The following is an 18,567-nucleotide window of genomic DNA, read 5'->3' as shown; positions in this document are numbered from 1 at the left end:
CTCGGCGCGGATCGGATCGGGAGGCGGCAGATACGCGTACTTGAGTTTGTCCGCGGCGCCCGGGAAATTTATCGGGGGAGCTGCGTCAAGGATTGATCTTGACGCTCGGGAAACCCGAGCGTCTCCCTCGGGATACGGCGTTTCGTTCGCAATAAGCACGGGGCCGCCTCATCACGGTCATTGCGAAAGACGAGGCGGGGCGGCGATCTGTGAAGCCCTTCAGGCACGCTACCGCCATGCCCGAATGTTTTTACATTCAGCATTTTTGCTTTGGCTGCCCCGCTGGGGACCACCTTCGCCGTGCTATTGGCCTATTCCGACACTATGCCAAAATCGTGTTTCGTCTCTGCTACCACCGCCTACTGGCTTGGGAAGCCTCGCCACCTTGGTCAAATCCTTGCGGCTGCCTGCAGCGAGCTATCGATGATGATTATCCACGCCCAGCTCGGCGCGCATGTGATCAATTTCCTCTTTCATCGCGATGTACTCCTGCTCTTTCCGGGCGAGGTAGTCGCGCGTCAGCCGCAGCTTGGCGTGGATGCCCTCGGGAGTCAGCAGGTACACGTATTTCAGTTTGTCCTCGGCGCGAAGAAAGTTGCCCGCCTTGATGTAGCCCTTGTCGAGCAGCGCCTTGAGCAGATAATTGGTCTTGCCCAGACTGGCGCCAAGACGCTCGGCGAGCTGTCGCTGGCTGATCTGTGGCGCTTCCTCGACGATCCGGAGGATACGCAGCTGGGCTTCTTCTGGCGGCGTCATATGCTCTTGTTCAACAAATGAACGCAGATACTAAGGCATGTTTCCTGACCGGGCAAGGCGACCTCGGCCGTATCCTTGCCGAGTTGCCGCAACGCGGCGACGCGTCGATAGCCGTCGAGCAGAATCGATGCGTTTCCCTCACCGGCCACCACAATACAGGGCACGAGCTGGCCATTGACCGCAATCGACCGAGCGAGACGCGTGATCGCCAGCGCAGCCGGCACGCGAAGATCTGCGTAGCGCAACTCCAAGCGGTGCAAATCGAGAGTCCGGGCGGTAGCGGCCGTGTGATCCATGCGCTTGACCTCTTATGGCATCCAGCCTAGCGAGGCGGCCGCCGCAAGGCGATCGAGTCCTCTTTTTGCAAGCCGCGGCATGGGCCTCATGGCGAAGCGCAAGCGGCTGAAATAACGGTGATTTCGACCATCCACGCGTCCATCTTTGCAACGCCGGCCGGGTCGAGGGCGCGTTCCCGGTGGCGGGCCCGATTGCGCACGACGCACTCCGGATGCTGGTCTCGATAGGCCCGCCAGTAGTCTGGGTGGCGCTCTGCCCAGGCCTTCTGCGCGCGCTTCTGGGTATCGCGATAGTCGGGATCACTCTGGCGCTTGGCGGCCTGCCTGCCAACGCCGCCGCCGTTCGCACTGGCAGGCAGCGGCCGAACAAAAGCATGGCTCGGGATTCTGCGGACGTCGTCGCCAGGAGCACCCGCCAGCTGCTACAACTGGGGTATGACATCTTGGCGGGAAGGATCGGCGATGACCATCAAGCGAGTGCTCTGTCCGGAACGGATGCGAACGATCCCACCCCAGTTCAGCTGGGTCGATCACCGCCTGGTGCGGGAACCTTACCTCGATCGCTGTGACCCCACGGCGGCAGCCCTCCATCTGTTTCTGGTCACCGTCGCCGACGCCCAGGGGCTGAGCTACTACTCGGGTGCCGTGCTCGCTCGACGGCTGTCGATCGGCCTTGCCCGGCTCAGTCAGGTGCGTGGCGACCTCATCCGCGTCGGCCTGATCGGCTATCAACGCCCGCTCTACCAGGTCCTGGCGCTGGATTCTGCCTGCTGCGCGGAAGCACGCGAACTCGCGGCGGACGAGATCGACATCCGGATCGGTCAGCTGCGTGCCGCCCCGGGACGGACGCCATGATCAGTTACGAGACCTACTGCAAGATCAAGGATCACCACGATCGGCAACAGCTGACCATTGCCCAGACCGCCCGCGCCCTCGACGCAGAAGGGACCGTTGACCTGGCCGATTGGCCCAAGTGCAAGACGCTCGGTCTGGTCGACTCCCTGCGCAAGGTCGGCGACCAAGAATCGAACTTCGAGCGACGCTATTACATCAGCTCTCGCGAGTTGACCGCCGAACAACTCGCCGTCGCCGTGCGAGGCCATTGGACCGTGGAGAATCGACTTCACGGGGTGCTCGACGTCAGCTTCGGCGAGGATGCCAACACCATCCGCAAGGACAACGCTCCCCAGAATCTTTCCCTCCTGAAGAAGATCGTTCTCAATCTGATTCGGCTGGATACCACCGACCAGAAGAAAACCAGCTTGCGCCTGAAGCGCAAGGCAGCCGCCTGGGATGACGACTTTCGGGTGAAGATCATGGGCCTCATCAGACTATGACAGCCCAGTGCCGAGGCCCTGCCGCCATATGGACCTATTGACAACGCGAAAAGCCAAACCCATGGATTGCCGCGCGTCGCTCGCAATGACGGCGAAGGTGGCTGGGGAGCGCCACGCTCGTAACGGCGACGCCAGCTGCAATCACACCCGCCGCGTCACCGCCATTGCCATCGCCCGTGCGCAGGGCCCAGCAATATGGCAGGCATTCGCCGCTCAGTCCCGATCGAAGACTTCGTCCAGCGATTTGGCATCAAGAATCTTGAGAGCCCAGCTTTCGAGCTGCTCAACTGTGGCGCTGGCCAGTCGGGCGCGGACGGCATCCGGCAAAGTGCCGAAGCGTCGGGCGAGCAGGCTCTGCAGGAGGGCCGCCTCCCCTTCCTGCCGGCCTTCCTGCCGGCCTTCCTGCCGGCCTTCCTGCCGGCCTTCCTGCCGACCTTGCAACAATCCTTTTTCGATGCCGAAGCGTTCGGCAGAGGTAACGTAGGGCATGGTGACCTTCCTTTCCAGTGTGTAGACCTCGTGCATTAGCCGCTTTTCCAGTTCGGTCGGCAGGCGCATCAGCCAGTCGATGACGCTGAACAGGTCAATGATGCGCTGTTTGTCCCACTTCCGTTCGTAGAGTAGCTTGGCTAACCGCCATTTTGCCGCATAGCGTTGCTCGGGGTCACCTTTTGTCTGGCGGGTGAACAGGTGCGCCGCGGTGACCAGGGCAAAAGGATTGGGGTCGGCCAGGAGTGCTTCGGCCTGGTCGGCGTAGTCGAGAATCTTGACCGTTGGGAAGCGGATGCCGACTTCGCAGCCAAATAGCTGGTAGCCGAAGTGGGTGGGTTTCCAGTCTTCGCCTTCGTCCGCGAGCACCGCGAGACTGGCGGCCGGGCGACGATAGCGATCATAGAGGCGGTAATTATAGGTGAACAGGCGTTCGGGAAAATTGGCATCGCGCTGGCCCTGGACTTCGACGTGGATGTAGACCCATTGTTCGCCTCCGTCCCGCGTAGCCACCTGCACGAGACGGTCCACCAGGCGTTTGCCGAGTTCGGCGTCCTGGACGATTTGGGCGAGTTCCTGGTCGAGGAAGACGTGCGCTTGCTGCCAGTCGATCTCGGCGTGGGCCGACGGGAAGTAGAAGGCCATGAACTCGGGGAAGTAGCGCGTGATCGCGTCTTTCCACGGGGTGTCGTAGTCGTCGTTGGCTGAGGTCTGGTTTTCCATGCTTGTGCCTTGTCACCTGTTCCGCGCAGAACAACGACGATACCGCGCGCGGAAGTACGGTGGGTGAAATTGACATCGTAGACTTTTGCCTTGACGCGAGGCACTCGACGCACACGGCGCCGTTGCTGGAAGGGAAGACGGTGCCGGAAGTGACTTTCGCCCAATTAATCGGACTCCTAAAGGGGGGCTGTGTGATGTTCCGGGGTGGGGGAGATGCCTTGTAGGAGCTCGATTTATCGGGCAATAACCGCTTCGTTACGCCAGCGTTACGTGCCCTACCGGCACGGCAACCGGCTTTTCGCGACCGAGCAGGCTGAGCATGACGGTGACCCGCTCTTCGGCAACGGCGGAGACGATGCCAGACATGCCTTTGAGGGGACCGGCAGCGACCTCGACGCTGTCGCCGGCCTCGAAGGGGTTCACTTTCTCCTCCACTGTCCTGGCCTGGCGTTCAGCCAGTGAGCGAATTGCAGCCAGCGTCGTATCATCCAGGGTCGCGGGGATTGCCCCAAAGCTGACCAGTCCGCTAACGCCGGGCGTGCTGCGAATCGGGCCGATGCTCTGTTCGGGGCGAGCGCAACGCACGAAGCTGTAGCGCGGGAACATCACTTGCTGCCGCTTCGTCCAACCGGCCCTGGTCTTTTCCCATTGCGTAAGCATGGGCAGGAAAACCTCATAGCCTTGTTCCTCGAGCTTGCGCACGGCCAGCGCCTCGCGGCGAGGCTTGCTGAGGCAGACGTACCACGGAGTGACTGAAGACAGGTTGGCAGGCATGGGCGACAAAGGCAGGTTGCTCGCAGCGGGCAGCAGCGACGCTGGAATATAGGAATTGCAGTCGGCCAGGCGAGTATCCCCGGATCCTGCGGGCGTCGTCAATCGTGCGAGTGACGCGAATGGTGAGATCAGACCATTCTAACCGAACCCTACTACGGAGGCGACTATGCAAACCGTGAATATGCTCGAGGCGAAGTCCAACTTGTCGCGCCTGGTGGAAGCGATCGAACAGGGGAAGGAGCGCGAAATCGTCATTGCCCGGAACGGCCGGCCGGCTGCACGCCTGGTCCCGATCGCGGAGCAACCGCCCGAGCGACGCATCGGCGTCGCCAAGGGCGCTTTCGATGTTCCGGACAATATCGACGCCAGTAATGAAGAGGTGGCTCGGCTATTTCTGCAGGGCCACGGATCTTGACCGCCCTTTAACACCTTGCTGTCATATTTCGGGTTTTTCTAGCCCGCGCCGATTTTAAGTCGTGGATTTGAAAGAGGCGGTTTCCTGAAGGGGAGATGTTGTGCGATAACAATTCCGATGTCCTGGTTTTTTCCTTGCATTTCTTGTACGATCATGCGCTTGCGTACCAATCAACTCGGCTGGGATGAAGAGCGGCTCTGGCGTACCTATACGCTGCTCACCGACCTGGAAAGTGTGTTTCGCAGTCTGAAGAGTGAACTGGGCTTGCGGCCGATCTACCATCACCAGGAAGATCGCGCCGACGGCGATCTGTTCATTACCGTGTTGGCTTACCAGTGCGTGCAGTTCCTTCGCGTCAAGCTCAAGGCGGCTGGCATTCACGACAGTTGGACGACTTTGCGCGAGACCCTCTCGATCCAGTGCCGGACGACGACTTTCCGCCAGCGCGATGGCCGCACGCTGCATGTCCGCAAGGCCACCAACGCCGAGCCAGAGCAACCGGTGATCTATCGCGCCTTGGGCATCCATTCACAACCCGGAGGCGTCCGAAAACTGATCGCCTGACAGCCCATTACGCGCTTGTTGTGCCATTAGAAATTCATTTACCCTGCAAGCAATTGATTATGCAAGAGGTTTTTTGTGGTAGGTTAAACAGGGCTCAAGGAACGAGATCTCACAGTCGAAAGCGGCGGATGATGGAACGTGGCAAGTGGCGAGGCTAAGCGTCGTCAGCAGACCACACGCAGTGACGAGCCCTGGATGTCACCCAGTGAGGAGCAAGCAATGAGACTCAAGCAATACCAGGTAGACGCCTTCGCCAGCCGCGTTTTCGAGGGTAACCCGGCAGCCGTGTGTGCGCTCGAAAGCTGGCTCGACGACGCGCTGATGCAGGCCATCGCCGAGGAGAACAATCTCGCTGAAACCGCTTTCTTCGTTGCGGCCGGCGAAGGCTTCGAACTGCGCTGGTTCACGCCGGTGGCCGAAGTCGATCTTTGCGGGCACGCGACGCTGGCTGCGGCGCATGTGCTTTTCGAACATCTCGGCTATGCGCAGCCAGTGATCACCTTCTCCACCCGTAGCGGCGATCTGCGGGTACAACGCCAGGGACCGCAATTGGCAATGGACTTTCCAGCCATCCCGGCAACCGCTTGCGCGGCTCCCGAGGCCCTGGTCGCCGGCCTCGGCCGGCAGCCGCTCGAAGTGCTGGCCGCCGATGACTACCTGGCGGTGTTCGCCAGCGAAGCCGAGGTGCGCGCGATCACGCCGAACCACGGCTGGCTGAGTCAGCTGGACTTGCGCGGCGTTATCGTCAGCGCCCCGGGCGACGCCGTCGACTTCGTCAGCCGTTTCTTTGCGCCCAAGTACGGCATCCCCGAAGACCCGGTCACCGGCTCGGCGCACTGCATTCTGACGCCCTACTGGGCCGCCAGACTCGGCAAGGATGGAGCCAAGACAAACCTGAGCGCACGGCAGGTCTCGAAACGCGGTGGCAATCTCGGCTGCACGCTGCAAGGCGAGCGCGTCGTGCTCTCGGGATCGGCGATCACGGTGATGGAATGCGAACTACGCTTCGCGACCTAGGCACTGCGCCGCTCAGCGCCGGCGCGAGTTACCGCCAAGCAACGAACCCAGCACGCCGCGAATGAGCTGATTGCCCACTTGCGAGCCAATCGCCCGCGCCGCGCTCTTGGCCGCCGTGGTGGCGACCGAATCGCCGCCGCGCGAGCGCCCGCCGCTTGAACCGCCAGTGAAGAGGTCAGCGAGACCGCCGAGCCAGCCGCCGCTCGCAGCGTCTGGCTGCGGCGCGCTGGCCGCGGGCTGCTTACCGGCAGCTTGCGGGTCGGCGTCCTGCGCCTCCCTGAGCAGCTCGTAGGCGGACTCGCGATCGACCACTGCTTCGTAGTGTCCGTAAATCGTCGAAGCCTTGATCACCGCCTGCCGCTCGTCTGCAGTCTGCGGCCCCATCCGCGATGCGGGAGGCAGGACGAAGGCGCGTTCGACGACGTTTGGCCGGCCTTGCTCGTCGAGGAAGGAGAGCAGCGCTTCACCGACGCCGAGTTCGGTGATCGCCGTCTCGGCGTCGAAACGCGGATTGGCGCGCAGCGTCTGCGCGGCCGCGCGGACGGCTTTCTGGTCGCGCGGGGTGAAAGCGCGCAGCGCGTGCTGGACGCGGTTGCCGAGCTGGCCAAGCACGCTGTCGGGAATGTCGAGCGGATTCTGGGTCACGAAATAGACGCCGACGCCTTTCGAGCGGATCAGTCGCACCACCTGTTCGATCTTTTCCAGCAAGGCTGCCGGCGCTTCGCTGAACAGCAGGTGCGCTTCGTCGAAGAAGAACACCAGTTTCGGTTTTTCGACGTCGCCGACTTCGGGCAGTTGCTCGAAAAGCTCGGCCAGCAGCCAGAGCAGGAAAGTCGAGTACAGCCGCGGCGAAGTCATCAGCTTGTCGGCAGCGAGGATGTTGACCACCCCCCTGCCCTGGTCGGTCTGCATCAGGTCGGCGATGTCGAGCATCGGCTCGCCGAAGAAAACGTCGCCGCCCTGGTCGCCAAGGTTCAGCAAGCCGCGCTGGATGGCGCCGATCGAGGCCGCCGAGACATTGCCGTATTCGCCGCTGAAGCTCTTGGCGTTCTCGCCGACATGCTGCAGCATGGCGCGCAGATCCTTGAGGTCGAGGAGCAGCAATCCATTGTCATCGGCAATCCTGAACACCAGTTGCAGGACGCCGGTCTGGGTGTCGTTGAGAGTCAGCAGACGCGCCAGCAGAACCGGCCCCATGTCCGAAATGGTCGCCCGCACGGGGTGCCCCTGCTCGCCGAAAACGTCCCAGAAAGCAACCGGGCATTTTGCCGGCGTGTGCTCCTTGACGCCCAGCGCGTCGAGGCGTGCCTGCATCTTCGGCGAGACGCTGCCCTCTGCCGCCAGACCCGAGAGATCACCTTTCACATCGGCCATGAACACCGGCACGCCGATCTCGGAAAAGCGCTCGGCGAGAACCTGCAGGGTCACGGTCTTGCCGGTACCCGTGGCGCCGGTGATCAGTCCGTGGCGGTTGGCCAGCGCCGGCAACAAGGCCAGTTCTGTGTCTTCGTGCCTGGCGATAACGAGGGGTTTGCTCATGGGCGACTCCGAAAAGTGGGGACTGGGAGGGATGACAATTCGCGAGATGCTAAAATGCCGAGCTTGATTATCAACCATTTGCGGCCCGGTTTGTTGCCCCGGCAACGCCGGCAGCAAGATCGCGATCAGTAGAGGTCAGCATGGCAGGACATTCCAAATGGGCAAACATCCAGCACCGCAAAGGTCGCCAGGATGAAAGACGCAGCGCATCCTTTTCCAAGATCGCTGCGGAAATCACGGTATCGGCCAAGATGGGCGGCGGCGATGCGGCCTTCAACCCGCGCCTGCGGGTGGCGATCGACAAGGCCAAAGGCGTCAACATGCCCAAGGACAAGATCGACAACGCGATCAAGAAAGGCACCGGCGAGCTTGAAGGCGTCGATTACGTCGAGATTCGCTATGAAGGCTACGGCATCGGCGGCGCCGCGGTCATCGTCGATTGCCTGACCGACAACAAGACGCGCACCGTCGCCGACGTCCGCCACGCCTTCAACAAATACGGCGGCAATCTCGGCACCGATGGCTGTGTCGCTTTTCAGTTCACCCACTGCGGGCAGTTGCTGTTCGCCCCCGGGACCGACGAAGCGGCACTGATGGACGCGGCCATCGAAGCTGGCGCCGACGACGTGCTCAGCAATGACGACGGCTCGATGGAAGTGATCACTGCGCCGGGAGCGTATTTTGCGGTCAAGGACGCGCTCGAAGCCGCCGGTTTCCAGTCCGAGTACGGCGGCGTGACAATGAAAGCCGAAAACGAGACGCCGCTCACCGGCGACGACGCGCAGCGCATGCAGAAACTTATTGACGCGCTCGACGTGCTCGATGACGTCCAGGAGGTCTATACCAACGTGCTCATGGACAGCGACGAGTGAGCAGGCCGGGTAGCGAGCGCACTTGCTGACGCCTCATTGCGAGGAGGGTTGGCTGGCGTGGCAGGAGAGCAGCCTACTGCAAGGCACCCGCCGTCAAGGGGCTGCCAATGGGGAGCGGTCGGGTTCCGGCGGGTAGCTTGAATTCGGCGCTGGGGGCCAGACTCCGCTCACGAACAAAGCCAGGCGACGTGGCCGTGCCACGCAAGGGCGAGTTATTCGGCAGCCGGAACGCCAGACCATCGGCGTCGATCAGCAGTGAGCGATCGATGCTGCGATTGCCCTCAAAACGACCGCGGGCTTGCGGCGCGAAAACACCCTCGCCGACGAGCAGGTTGTTGAGCGCCCAGACTTCCGTTTCGGGCGGCATCCTGTCGGTCCAGACGCGCAGGTAGTGGCCAGCGCGCAAGGAGTCGACGAGCGTATTGTGCGCCAGATAGAGCGCGTTATCCGGCCACAACTGACCTTCGGCGCCGTAGGAAACCAGCTCCGGGTTATCGGTATTGTCGCTCTGGCCGATGACGTTGCCGATCACCCACGCCAGACCGCCGTTCGGAAACTCGAGTTCGTACGAAGCACTGCCGTCGGGGCCGTCGACGAGCAGGTTGTAAAGGATGGCACTTTCACGCGCCCGCGATTTGAGCAGGTGACCGCGAAAACCCTGCTGAAAGCGACTTCCCTTGACGCTCAGTCGGGCGATCTTGCCGACGTAAAGCAGGTGGTGCAAGGCACCTGCGTGCCTTGGTGCCTCGCCGAACTCGCTGTCCTCGACTTCGAGCACGGCGTCCGCGAAATTGCTGGTCAGGATTCCCGTCTCGTTGTCGAAGAACGCACAGCGAACGACTTTCAAGTGGCCTTTTTCGAAGCGAATGCCGGCGCCGTTACCGTTGGCGACGCGCGCGCCCCTGAACTCGAGGTTCTCGATCAGCATGTTGGCGTTGCGCACCACCCACAAGGCCTTGCCCTCGGCATGATCGCCGTCGGCAATCAGCCGCGGACGCTTGCCGACACCCCGGATGGTGAGCCGGGCTTGCGTCCAGACGACCGCCTGCTGCCGGTACTCGCCGGAGCGAATTTCGATGGTGTCGCCGTCACGCGCGCTGCGCGCCGCTTCCTGGATGCTGCGCACCGACTCCTGCGGCCCAACGACGATGGTCCGGCCGCTCGTCGCTGCGGCTGACGATTTTTTCTCACTGACCTGGCTTGGCGCCACTGACTCGCGCGCAGCCGGGCTGGTCGGCGTTGCCGAGAGACCACCCGGGCCGGAGGGCGGCTTGCCGACGACTTCCAGCTGGCCTCGATCATTGCGCCGAATGTGGCCCATGTCTGTCGACTCCAGCGGCCGTGGGTCGGCCAGCGCAGCAAGCGCCGGGAACGCCAGCGCGCTCAGAGTCAGCGCTGCCAGGCAGCGTCGTGCGAAAGTCATTGCCTTCCCCTTTCTTCGATTGACCAGCCAACTGCCCCGGCATGGATTTCAACTTGTTTCGATTGAGAAAAAAAGCGCCCAAGCGCGAACATCCTGCCCTTCCGGCAGTGCTAAACTCCCGCCCCTTACAGTGCGGCATTCACATCGGCGAGGCACGACTTTGAGCGAAGAAAACAAGCGGCTGGCGCCCGCAGCGCTGGAAAAAGGACTCGCCGACGTTCATCTCGACGAGGTGCGTTCGCTGCTCTCGCTGCAAAAGCGCGTCGAGGAACTCGTCGAGCCCTTGTTGCGCGACCAGGACAGCCCGGCACTCGACGAAGCCAGCGTCGAGATCCAGCAACAGTATCGCCGCGAACTGCGCCAGAAGCTCCGGCTGATGCCGCCGAAAGAAGTCGCCTATATTCTTGAAGCGCTGGAGGCCAATGAGCGCCTGGTGGTCTGGGAAGAAGTCAAGGAGGGCGCCGATCCGATCCTGGCCATACTTTCCGACGACATCCTCGAAGAGTTGATCGACGACAGCCACTACCGCAACGAGAAAACGGTAGTCACCGCTTTCGAACTGCACGCCGGCCACCTGCGCCAGATCACGATCACCCGCCCCGAAGACCTGCAGGGCGTGCACCCGATCTGGGTGGACCTGATCGCGCCCACGAAGAAAATCCGCAGTTGGATTGGCCGCCGCTTCGAAGTCGACCTGCCCGATCCCGGCAGCCTCACCGACCTGGAAGCCAGTGCCCGTTTCTACGTCGATGAAGAAGGACATATTCACCTGCATTCGGACTTTCTGCTCGATACCAGGGAAGAGTCGCGCAACGTCCCGGTAGCCCTGATTCTGCAGAACGACATCCTGTTCACCATCCGCACCGAGGAACTGCCGGTGTTCCGCCTGCAGCGCGCGCGCGCGCGCACGCGGCCCGGCTACGTGACCGACGGCAAGGACGTCCTGCTCGACCTCTACGCCGCTGACGTGGAGTACTCGGCGAATGCGCTGGAGGATGTGTACGCGGAACTCGAACGGGTCGGCAGGCAGGTGCTGCGTTCACACGTCACCGACCAGGAAGCAACGCAGATTCTGGCGGCCATTTCCGAGGCCGAGGACATCAACGGGCGTACCCGGCGCAACGTGCTCGATACCCGCCGCGCCCTGTCGTTCCTGCTGCGCGGCCGCTTCCTTTCCGACGCGCAACTGGCCGACGGACGGGAAATCCTGCGCGACATCGAGTCGCTCGACGGCCACACCGCTTTCCTCTTCAACAAGATCAACTTCCTGATGGATGCCACCGACAGCGCGATCAACATCAACCAGAACAAGGACATCAAGCGGCTGACGATTCTCAGCGTCATCTTCATGCCGATCAACGTCCTCGCCGGCATGGGTGGCATGTCGGAATTCACGATGGTGACCGAGGGCATTCCCTGGCCGATCGCCTATTCGGCACTGCTCGTCGGCATGGTGGGTATCGGCAGCTGCATGTATTTCGGGCTGAAATATTTCGAGAAGCGCAGACTGAAGAGCAACCGCGCCGCCAACCGCAGGACCGCCTGAAGACAGGGCTGCCCTTGCCCGCGCTGCGGCAGACGGCCAAATGCCACCACCATCACCAGGCCTTGAACAGCGCTTCGGCAGCAGCGACGGTCGCCGCAATATCGGCCTCTTCATGAGCTGCCGAAACGAAACCGGCTTCGTAAGCGGCGGGAGCAAAGTAGTGGCCGGCGTCGAGCATGCCGTGGAAGAAGCGGTTGAAGGCCGGCACATCGCAACTCATCACTTCGGCGTAGTTCTGCGGACACTCGGAACGGAAGTAGAGTCCGAACATGCCGCCCACTGCCTGCGCTGAAAACGGGACGCCGTTTTTGGCTGCCGCAGCCCGCAAGCCATCGGTCAGCTGGCGGGTACGCTGCGTCAATTGCTCGTAGAAGCCGCTCGCGCGGACGCGCTTCAGAGTCGCCAGGCCGGCCGCCACAGCCACCGGATTTCCGGACAGGGTGCCCGCCTGATAGACCGGACCAAGGGGCGCCACCTGGGCCATGATTTCCCTGCGCCCGCCGAAAGCGCCCACCGGCAGGCCGCCACCGATCACTTTGCCAAGCGTGGTCAGGTCCGGCGTGATGCCGTACAGCCCCTGCGCGCACTTGAGGCCGACCCGGAAACCGGTCATCACTTCGTCGAAAATCAGCACCGCGCCGTGTTCGCTGCACAGCTTGCGCATCGTCTGCAGGAATTCCGGCCGCGGCATGACCAGGTTCATGTTGCCGGCGACCACTTCGACGATCACCGCCGCGATCTGCGCGCCGTGCTCGGCAAACGCCGCTTCGAGCCCGGCGCTATCGTTGTAGTCGAGAACCAGGGTTTGCCGGGCAAGGTCCGCAGGAACGCCTGCGGAACTCGGATTGCCGAGCGTCAACATCCCCGAACCGGCCTTGACCAGCAGACTGTCGGAATGGCCGTGGTAACAGCCTTCGAACTTGATCAGCAGGTCCCGCCCGGTATGACCGCGCGCCAGGCGGATGGCGCTCATCGTCGCCTCGGTCCCGGAGCTGACCAGGCGAACCATTTCCAGCGAAGGCAGCAACTCGCACAGCAGATCGGCCATATCGACCTCGCTTTCGGTCGGCGCACCAAAAGACAGCCCGCGCAGCGTCGCTTCCTGAACCGCCGCCAGCACGCCCGCATGCGCGTGCCCGAGAATCAACGGCCCCCAGGAGCCGACGTAGTCGATGTAGCGCTGGCCGTCGGCATCGGTGACATGGGCGCCGGAGCCGGCAACGAAGAAGCGCGGCGTCCCGCCGACCGAACGAAAAGCACGCACCGGCGAGTTCACGCCACCCGGTATGTGCTTCTGGGCACGCTCAAAGAGTTGTTGATTTTGGGAGATCAAGAGCATTTTCCTCGAATAGTTGGTGATAAGCGGCGGCGCGCGACGCCACGTCAGGCGCCTCGAAGAGGTCACTGATCACCGCCAGCAGATCGGCGCCGGCAGCCAGCAGCGGCGCGGCATTCTCGACGGTGATACCGCCGATGGCACAAGCCGGCAGCTGCAGTTCGGCCCGACAGCGCGTGATCAGCGACGGCGAGGCACGCACCGCCAGCGGCTTGCTGGACGAGGGGTGCATGGCGCCAAAGGCCAGGTAGTCCGCGCCAGCCGCCGCGGCTGCGCGGGCGCGCTCGAAGTCGTCGTAGCACGAAGCGCCGAGCAGGCGAGCGCCGCCAAGCGCCGCGCGCGCCGCCGACAGCTGACCATCGGCGGCGCCCAGGTGCAGCCCGTCGGCGCCAACCGCCAGCGCCAGCGCCAGGTCGTCGTTGATCAGCAAGCGGGCGCCGAACTGCCGGCAAAGGACGAGTAAAGCGCGCGCGGTCTCCGCCCGGCGGGCCGCGTCACCGCCCTTGTCGCGATACTGGACAAAAGCCGCGCCGCCCTGCAAGGCCTCCCGAACCCGCTCCAGCAGGACGGTCGCGGCCAGGCAGTCAGGGGTGATCGCGTAGAGGCCGCGCAGCGGCTGCCGAGGGTCCTGGTTCCGCTGCGGCATGAGCGAGAAAATCGTCTCAGACAAGGACAGCTCCGCCGCCAGCGCGCAAGCGGAAAAAGCGATCCGGCAGGTACTGGCCCATGCCGGCACGAAAACCGGCCGCCAGTGCTTGCCAGGTGTACGCCTGCGCCGCCTGCACCGCCTCGCTGACCGGCAGGCCGCTGGCGAGATGGGCGGCGATCGCCGAGGCCAGCGTACAGCCCGAACCGTGATAGCTGCCGGGCAGGCGGTCCCAGACGTCGCTGCGCAACAGGCCGCTCTCGCGACCGTAGAGACTATTGACGACGCGTGGCGTATGGTCATGCGTTCCGGTCAATAACACGTACTGGCAACCGAAGGAAAGCAGGCGCTGCGCGCAGTCTTCGAGGGCCCGCGGCGCATCCGAGCCCTCTCCTTCGTCCTCCTCGTCAGCGAGGCGGCGCGCTTCCAGCGAATTCGGCGTCAGGATCGTGGTCCGCGGCAGCAAGACCTCGCGCAGCGTGGCAATCATTTCTTCATCGGCCAGCTCGTCGCCGCGCCCGGAGGCCAGTACCGGGTCGAGAACCAGGGGCACATGCGGATAATCGGCGAGAATTTCGGCGATGACCCGCATGTTCTCGGCGCTGCCCAGCAGGCCGATCTTGAACGCCGCTACCGGCATGTCCTCCAGCAGCGTCCGCGCCTGACCTTCGACCCAGTCGGCATCGATGGCAAGAATGCTGGCGACCCCGAGGGAGTCCTGGACAGTCAGCGCCGTGATCACCGACAAAGCGTGGCAGCCGAGCGCCGAGGCAGTCATCAGGTCGGCCTGCAAGCCAGCGCCTCCAGAGGGGTCGCTGGCCGCGAAACTCAACATGATCGGTGGCGGCATGTGCACGGGATAGGTGGTCATCAATTAACAACCGCGGTAAGCGAAGATTTTCTGTCAAAAAGAAAGTCTTGGCAGCGAGAGACGGGTTTGGCTAGAATCTACGGGTTTTTCGCCGATTCTAACCGAAAACTGACGCTAGCCATGAACACAGCAAACGACCACCACTACCTCACCTGGATGTGCCTCACCTGCGGCTTCATTTATGACGAAGCGGCCGGCCTGCCCGACGAAGGCCTCGCCCCGGGCACTCGCTGGCAGGACATTCCCATCAACTGGACCTGTCCGGAGTGCGGTGCGCGCAAGGAAGACTTCGAAATGGTCGAGATTTGAAAACTATGCGTTATAGTAATGTCAGCAGGAGACGACGTCGGAACCGCGACGTCCTCAACATAAAAACCTGACGCACCCTGGAGGAGACAATTGGCTGAAGCGGCAAGCCTGCGCGGCGTCAAGGTCATGGTCATTGACGACAGCAATACCATACGCCGTAGCGCGGAAATTTTCCTGGTCCAGGCCGGCTGCCGGGTGCTGCTGGCAGAGGACGGTTTCGACGCCCTGGCAAAAATCGCGGACCATCAGCCAGAAGTCATTTTCTGTGACATCGTAATGCCGCGACTCGACGGCTACCAGACCTGTGCGCTGATCAAGAAGAACCAGCGTTTCCGCTCCACGCCAGTGATCATGCTGTCATCGAAGGACGGCTTGTTCGACCGTGCGCGCGGCCGCATGGTCGGCTCGGACCAGTATCTGACCAAGCCATTCACCAAAGACAGCCTCCTGCAAGCGGTCGCCACTTTTGCGCCGCCGTCAGCCTGAGGGAACCAAGCGCCATGACCATCAAGAAAATTCTCGTCGTTGACGATTCGCCTACCGAGCGCCATGTCATGAAAGCACTACTGACCAGCAGTGGTTACGAGGTCATTACCGCCAACAGTGGCGAAGAGGGAATCGCCAAGGCGAAAAGCGAATTGCCGGACCTGATCCTGATGGACGTGGTCATGCCAGGCCTGAATGGCTACCAGGCAACCCGCACCTTGACGCGTGACGAGGCGACGCGCAGCATTCCCGTCATCGTGTGCACCACCAAGGGACAGGAAACGGACAAAATCTGGGGCTTGCGCCAGGGCGCACAGGATTACTTGGTCAAACCCGTCAACGGCCCGGAGTTGCTGGCCAAAATTGCAGCACTCTGACCGCCAGCAAGCGCATGACTAAAAAAATCAGCCTGCACGATTTTCAGTCTTACCTGGCGGCGCGGCTCGCCGGCATGGGCAATCAGAGTTCTGCCGGCTTGTTGGGCATTCAGGCGGGTTCCGACTACTGGCTCCTGGACCTGACTGACTCCGGCGAAATCGTTCCGCTGACCCCGCTGACGAGCGTTCCCTTGACCCAGCCGTGGTTCGCCGGCGTCGCCAATATCCGCGGTAACCTGTACTCGGCAGTCGATCTGTCGGCCTTTCTTGGCAAGGAAGCGACGCCTCAGAATGCGAGTTCGCGCCTGTTGTTGATCGGCACCCGCCACGGCAGCAACGCCGCCTTGCTGGTCACGCGCATGATCGGCCTACGTAACGTCGAAGCCTTGCACCTCGAAGCGTCCGACCCGGCAGCACCGGTCTGGGCACAGGAGTCATACAGCGACAACGAAGGGCGGCACTGGAAGAAACTCAAGGTGCGGGAACTGCTGGCCGACGAGGCATTCATGGACATTGGCGTGTGAACCATTTTCACGAATAAACTCCTCGGCCACCATCAGTCACACCGTAGCCACCGTGTAACCGGAGAAGCAATATGACGTTGAAGTCCAAGCTGCCGAGTTTTTTGTCGGGTACGACAGACCCGGCAGGCGAGACCCTGGATGCTCGCACGGTGATGGATGCACAGCAGCCGACGCGCGGCGATCAAGGGAAGACCCCGTTTTCGCTGCCTGTGCTCAATCGCTACCCGGTTGCCAAACAACTGCAAATTCTTGGCGGCACGCTGCTGCTGGTGATGCTGATTATTGCCGCCGTAGTTTATCGTGACAACCGGCAGTCAACCTACGGCACCGCCTACATCGCCACTGCCCGTGACATGGGCATGCTCTCGCAGCGACTGGCCAAGGCATCCAGCCTGGCTTTGCTTGGCGATGCTGTGGCCTTCAAACAACTCAGGGATTCGCGCGACAATTTCGTGACCAGCCTCGACCGACTGATCAATGGTGGCGAACTGGGCGCCACGCTGGTGCCGGCATCGCCGCCCAGCGTGCACCCGCAGTTGCTGTTCCTGACCGAGGCCTGGAAGAAGACCGACACCAATGCCGGCCGCGTGCTGGAGATGGAGAAAAACCTGATCTCGCTCGGCAAGGACGTCGCCTCGATCAACGACAAGAACCCGCAACTGCTCGACCGCTCGGAGCAGATCGCCGCACTCAAGCTGCAGAACAGTGCCGGCATCCGCGACATCGCCGTCGCCAACCAACTGGTGATGCTTACCCAGCGGATTGCCAAGAACGCCAATGCGCTGCTCGTCGGCGACGCCATCGACGCGGAAGTCGCCTTTCTCCTGGGCAAGGACACGAACACCTTTCGTGACCACATCAATGCCTTGAGCAAAGGCAGCGAGGCACTGCGCATCAGCGCCACCACCGACGCCGATACCAAGCAAAAGCTCGGCGAACTCGATACCAGTTTCAGCGAATACCGGACTGCCGTTGGCGGCATTCTCGGCAATCTGCAGCGACTGGTAATTGCCAAACAGGCGGGTTCGCAGATCTTTCGTGACAGCGAGGAGCTGCTTCATGCCACTGAGCAGCTGGCCCAGGCTTACCAAGCCAACGTCATGAAGCGCACCGGCTACGCCTTCGCTCTCGCCGGCCTGATCGTGCTGGCCATCGGTCTGCTGTTCCTGCTCGCCAGGAGCTATCTCACGGAGAGCAAGCGACAGGCCGAGACCGCCGAAAGCAGCCGCCAGGAAACCGAGGCGGTGAACCGCCAGAATCAAGGCGCCATCCTGCGCCTGATGAACGAGCTCGGCGACCTCGCCGACGGAGACCTGACAGTCACCGCGACCGTCTCCGAGGACATCACCGGCGCCATCGCCGACTCGATCAACTACACCATTGAAGAGCTGCGCGTCCTCGTCGGCCGCATCAACGATGCCGCCAGCCGCGTCACCGACGCCACCGGAATGGCGCAACAGACCTCTGTCGAGCTGCTCGCCGCTGCCGAGCGGCAGACCGCCGAAATCAAATCGGCCGGTCAGTCGGTGCTGAGCATGTCAAGCTCGATGACCAACGTTTCCGGCGACGCCAAGCAGTCGGCCACCGTCGCCCGGCAGTCCTTGGCGGCAGCCGCCAAAGGCACCAAGGCGGTCGAAGACTCGATCAAGGGAATGAACAAGATCCGCGACCAGATTCAGGAAACCTCGAAGCGCATCAAGCGTCTCGGCGAGTCGTCCCAGGAAATCGGCGAGATCGTCGAGCTGATCTCGGACATCACCGAGCAGACCAACGTCCTGGCGCTCAACGCGGCCATCCAGGCCGCCTCCGCTGGTGAAGCCGGGCGCGGCTTCACGGTCGTTGCCGAAGAGGTGCAGCGCCTCGCCGAACGTTCGGGCGAAGCGACCAAGCAGATTGGCGCGATCGTCAGGACCATTCAGACCGACACTCAGGACACCGTCTCGGCGATGGAGGAATCGACCCGCGGCGTCGTCGACGGCGCGCGACTGTCGGACGCCGCAGGTCAGGCTCTGGCCGAGATCGGTAAAGTTTCGAGCGAGCTCACGGCCTTGATCGAAACCATCGCCGGCGCCACCCGTCAGCAATCGGAATTGGCCACCAAAGTGGCCCGCAAGATGCAGGACATCCTGCTGGTCACCGGGCAAACGACGGCCGGCACGCAAAAGACCGCGACGGCAATTGGCGAGCTGGCCGGTCTGGCGACGGAACTGAAAGGCTCGGTTGCCGGTTTCAAAGTTACTTGAACGCCCGCGGCTATAGACTGGAGT

General features: G+C 62.5%; 19 protein-coding genes and 2 pseudogenes. 12 read left to right on the top strand and 9 right to left on the bottom strand.

Going from position 1 to position 18,567, the window contains the following annotated elements; translation table 11 throughout:
- Nucleotides 1-417: 417 nt before the first annotated feature.
- Together V5B40_RS09685 and V5B40_RS09680 are read right to left on the bottom strand one after the other, a co-directional pair.
- On the bottom strand, nucleotides 418-756 hold the full coding sequence (locus V5B40_RS09685; protein ID WP_332354312.1) for a MarR family EPS-associated transcriptional regulator: 339 nt from the start codon (nucleotides 754-756) through the stop codon (nucleotides 418-420).
- Entirely contained in the window at nucleotides 753-1,052 is a 300-nt protein-coding gene (locus V5B40_RS09680) for a ParB/Srx family N-terminal domain-containing protein (RefSeq protein WP_332354311.1), read from the bottom strand. The genes V5B40_RS09685 and V5B40_RS09680 overlap by 4 nt, the downstream gene beginning before the upstream one ends.
- A gap of 462 nt (nucleotides 1,053-1,514) precedes the next feature.
- Here V5B40_RS09680 and V5B40_RS09675 point away from each other — a divergent pair, with 462 nt between their 5' ends.
- Entirely contained in the window at nucleotides 1,515-1,907 is a 393-nt protein-coding gene (locus V5B40_RS09675; RefSeq protein ID WP_332354310.1) for a hypothetical protein, read from the top strand.
- 2 nt (nucleotides 1,908-1,909) lie between these two features.
- Nucleotides 1,910-2,389: pseudogene (locus tag V5B40_RS09670) on the top strand (ISAs1 family transposase); the annotation flags it as partial.
- Nucleotides 2,390-2,602: 213 nt separating this feature from the next.
- On the opposite strand, the gene V5B40_RS09665 reads toward V5B40_RS09670, so the two are convergent.
- Nucleotides 2,603-3,601 carry a DUF4351 domain-containing protein gene (locus tag V5B40_RS09665; RefSeq protein ID WP_332354309.1) on the bottom strand — a complete coding sequence of 333 codons (999 nt, stop codon included), beginning with the start codon at nucleotides 3,599-3,601 and terminating at the stop codon, nucleotides 2,603-2,605.
- A gap of 255 nt (nucleotides 3,602-3,856) precedes the next feature.
- Nucleotides 3,857-4,375 (bottom strand): transcription termination/antitermination protein NusG, encoded by a 519-nt coding sequence (gene nusG / locus V5B40_RS09660; RefSeq protein ID WP_332354308.1) that lies wholly within the window; start codon nucleotides 4,373-4,375, stop codon nucleotides 3,857-3,859.
- 166 nt (nucleotides 4,376-4,541) lie between these two features.
- Between nusG and V5B40_RS09655 the strand changes: the two genes are divergently transcribed.
- The 3 genes and pseudogenes from V5B40_RS09655 (at nucleotide 4,542) to V5B40_RS09645 (ending at nucleotide 6,371) form a co-directional block, all read left to right on the top strand.
- On the top strand, nucleotides 4,542-4,790 hold the full coding sequence (locus tag V5B40_RS09655; protein ID WP_332354307.1) for a type II toxin-antitoxin system Phd/YefM family antitoxin: 249 nt from the start codon (nucleotides 4,542-4,544) through the stop codon (nucleotides 4,788-4,790).
- Nucleotides 4,791-4,949: 159 nt separating this feature from the next.
- Nucleotides 4,950-5,354: pseudogene (locus V5B40_RS09650) on the top strand (IS1634 family transposase); the annotation flags it as partial.
- A 219-nt stretch (nucleotides 5,355-5,573) separates the two neighbouring features.
- The gene (locus V5B40_RS09645; protein WP_332354305.1) at nucleotides 5,574-6,371 is read left to right on the top strand and encodes a PhzF family phenazine biosynthesis protein; all 798 of its coding nucleotides are present in this window, start codon (nucleotides 5,574-5,576) and stop codon (nucleotides 6,369-6,371) included.
- A 12-nt stretch (nucleotides 6,372-6,383) separates the two neighbouring features.
- On the opposite strand, the gene V5B40_RS09640 is transcribed toward V5B40_RS09645, so the two are convergent.
- Entirely contained in the window at nucleotides 6,384-7,910 is a 1,527-nt protein-coding gene (locus V5B40_RS09640) for a helicase HerA-like domain-containing protein (protein ID WP_332354304.1), read from the bottom strand.
- Between the two features lie 140 nt (nucleotides 7,911-8,050).
- On the opposite strand from V5B40_RS09640, the gene V5B40_RS09635 reads away from it, so the two are divergent.
- Nucleotides 8,051-8,782, top strand: a complete 732-nt coding sequence (locus V5B40_RS09635) for a YebC/PmpR family DNA-binding transcriptional regulator (protein ID WP_332354303.1) — start codon at nucleotides 8,051-8,053, stop codon at nucleotides 8,780-8,782.
- Nucleotides 8,783-8,855: 73 nt separating this feature from the next.
- On the opposite strand, the gene V5B40_RS09630 is transcribed toward V5B40_RS09635, so the two are convergent.
- Entirely contained in the window at nucleotides 8,856-10,205 is a 1,350-nt protein-coding gene (locus V5B40_RS09630; protein ID WP_332354302.1) for a hypothetical protein, read from the bottom strand.
- A 160-nt stretch (nucleotides 10,206-10,365) separates the two neighbouring features.
- On the opposite strand from V5B40_RS09630, the gene V5B40_RS09625 reads away from it, so the two are divergent.
- The gene (locus V5B40_RS09625; protein ID WP_332354301.1) at nucleotides 10,366-11,751 is read left to right on the top strand and encodes a CorA family divalent cation transporter; all 1,386 of its coding nucleotides are present in this window, start codon (nucleotides 10,366-10,368) and stop codon (nucleotides 11,749-11,751) included.
- Nucleotides 11,752-11,803: 52 nt separating this feature from the next.
- On the opposite strand, the gene hemL is transcribed toward V5B40_RS09625, so the two are convergent.
- The 3 genes from hemL to thiD are packed head-to-tail and all read right to left on the bottom strand — an operon-like array spanning nucleotide 11,804 to nucleotide 14,604.
- Nucleotides 11,804-13,090, bottom strand: coding sequence for a glutamate-1-semialdehyde 2,1-aminomutase (gene hemL, locus V5B40_RS09620; RefSeq protein WP_434735862.1), 1,287 nt, complete (start codon nucleotides 13,088-13,090; stop codon nucleotides 11,804-11,806).
- Nucleotides 13,056-13,733 carry a thiamine phosphate synthase gene (gene thiE, locus V5B40_RS09615; RefSeq protein WP_332354544.1) on the bottom strand — a complete coding sequence of 226 codons (678 nt, stop codon included), beginning with the start codon at nucleotides 13,731-13,733 and terminating at the stop codon, nucleotides 13,056-13,058. Before thiE ends, hemL begins: the two co-directional genes overlap by 35 nt.
- 16 nt (nucleotides 13,734-13,749) lie before the next feature.
- Nucleotides 13,750-14,604, bottom strand: a complete 855-nt coding sequence (thiD, locus tag V5B40_RS09610) for a bifunctional hydroxymethylpyrimidine kinase/phosphomethylpyrimidine kinase (protein WP_332354299.1) — start codon at nucleotides 14,602-14,604, stop codon at nucleotides 13,750-13,752.
- 120 nt (nucleotides 14,605-14,724) lie between these two features.
- Here thiD and V5B40_RS09605 point away from each other — a divergent pair, with 120 nt between their 5' ends.
- From V5B40_RS09605 to V5B40_RS09585, 5 genes are all read left to right on the top strand, one after another.
- On the top strand, nucleotides 14,725-14,913 hold the full coding sequence (locus V5B40_RS09605; protein ID WP_332354298.1) for a rubredoxin: 189 nt from the start codon (nucleotides 14,725-14,727) through the stop codon (nucleotides 14,911-14,913).
- Nucleotides 14,914-15,039: 126 nt separating this feature from the next.
- Nucleotides 15,040-15,399 (top strand): response regulator, encoded by a 360-nt coding sequence (locus tag V5B40_RS09600; protein WP_211203784.1) that lies wholly within the window; start codon nucleotides 15,040-15,042, stop codon nucleotides 15,397-15,399.
- 14 nt (nucleotides 15,400-15,413) lie between these two features.
- Nucleotides 15,414-15,776 carry a response regulator transcription factor gene (locus tag V5B40_RS09595; RefSeq protein WP_332354297.1) on the top strand — a complete coding sequence of 121 codons (363 nt, stop codon included), beginning with the start codon at nucleotides 15,414-15,416 and terminating at the stop codon, nucleotides 15,774-15,776.
- Nucleotides 15,777-15,790: 14 nt separating this feature from the next.
- Nucleotides 15,791-16,300 carry a chemotaxis protein CheW gene (locus V5B40_RS09590; RefSeq protein WP_332354296.1) on the top strand — a complete coding sequence of 170 codons (510 nt, stop codon included), beginning with the start codon at nucleotides 15,791-15,793 and terminating at the stop codon, nucleotides 16,298-16,300.
- Between the two features lie 71 nt (nucleotides 16,301-16,371).
- Nucleotides 16,372-18,543 (top strand): methyl-accepting chemotaxis protein, encoded by a 2,172-nt coding sequence (locus tag V5B40_RS09585; RefSeq protein ID WP_332354295.1) that lies wholly within the window; start codon nucleotides 16,372-16,374, stop codon nucleotides 18,541-18,543.
- Nucleotides 18,544-18,567 lie beyond the last annotated feature (24 nt).

The sequence above is a fragment of the Candidatus Accumulibacter meliphilus genome (assembly GCF_036625345.1).
Classification (GTDB): Bacteria; Pseudomonadota; Gammaproteobacteria; order Burkholderiales; family Rhodocyclaceae; genus Accumulibacter; species Accumulibacter meliphilus.
This window is presented reverse-complemented; position numbering and strand designations above follow the sequence as displayed.

Excerpts from the sequence above, each read along its gene's own strand:
- V5B40_RS09600 (WP_211203784.1), top strand. The coding sequence starts at position 15,040 with ATGGTCATTGACGACAGCAATACCATACGCCGTAGCGCGGAAATTTTC.
- V5B40_RS09585 (WP_332354295.1), top strand. The coding sequence starts at position 16,372 with ATGACGTTGAAGTCCAAGCTGCCGAGTTTTTTGTCGGGTACGACAGAC.
- V5B40_RS09680 (WP_332354311.1), bottom strand. The coding sequence starts at position 1,052 with ATGGATCACACGGCCGCTACCGCCCGGACTCTCGATTTGCACCGCTTG.
- thiE (WP_332354544.1), bottom strand. The coding sequence starts at position 13,733 with ATGCCGCAGCGGAACCAGGACCCTCGGCAGCCGCTGCGCGGCCTCTAC.
- V5B40_RS09605 (WP_332354298.1), top strand. The coding sequence starts at position 14,725 with ATGAACACAGCAAACGACCACCACTACCTCACCTGGATGTGCCTCACC.
- V5B40_RS09675 (WP_332354310.1), top strand. The coding sequence starts at position 1,515 with ATGACCATCAAGCGAGTGCTCTGTCCGGAACGGATGCGAACGATCCCA.
- hemL (WP_434735862.1), bottom strand. The coding sequence starts at position 13,090 with ATGCTCTTGATCTCCCAAAATCAACAACTCTTTGAGCGTGCCCAGAAG.
- V5B40_RS09595 (WP_332354297.1), top strand. The coding sequence starts at position 15,414 with ATGACCATCAAGAAAATTCTCGTCGTTGACGATTCGCCTACCGAGCGC.
- V5B40_RS09645 (WP_332354305.1), top strand. The coding sequence starts at position 5,574 with ATGAGACTCAAGCAATACCAGGTAGACGCCTTCGCCAGCCGCGTTTTC.
- V5B40_RS09655 (WP_332354307.1), top strand. The coding sequence starts at position 4,542 with ATGCAAACCGTGAATATGCTCGAGGCGAAGTCCAACTTGTCGCGCCTG.
- thiD (WP_332354299.1), bottom strand. The coding sequence starts at position 14,604 with ATGACCACCTATCCCGTGCACATGCCGCCACCGATCATGTTGAGTTTC.
- V5B40_RS09630 (WP_332354302.1), bottom strand. The coding sequence starts at position 10,205 with ATGACTTTCGCACGACGCTGCCTGGCAGCGCTGACTCTGAGCGCGCTG.
- V5B40_RS09635 (WP_332354303.1), top strand. The coding sequence starts at position 8,051 with ATGGCAGGACATTCCAAATGGGCAAACATCCAGCACCGCAAAGGTCGC.
- V5B40_RS09590 (WP_332354296.1), top strand. The coding sequence starts at position 15,791 with ATGACTAAAAAAATCAGCCTGCACGATTTTCAGTCTTACCTGGCGGCG.
- V5B40_RS09665 (WP_332354309.1), bottom strand. The coding sequence starts at position 3,601 with ATGGAAAACCAGACCTCAGCCAACGACGACTACGACACCCCGTGGAAA.
- nusG (WP_332354308.1), bottom strand. The coding sequence starts at position 4,375 with ATGCCTGCCAACCTGTCTTCAGTCACTCCGTGGTACGTCTGCCTCAGC.
- V5B40_RS09640 (WP_332354304.1), bottom strand. The coding sequence starts at position 7,910 with ATGAGCAAACCCCTCGTTATCGCCAGGCACGAAGACACAGAACTGGCC.
- V5B40_RS09685 (WP_332354312.1), bottom strand. The coding sequence starts at position 756 with ATGACGCCGCCAGAAGAAGCCCAGCTGCGTATCCTCCGGATCGTCGAG.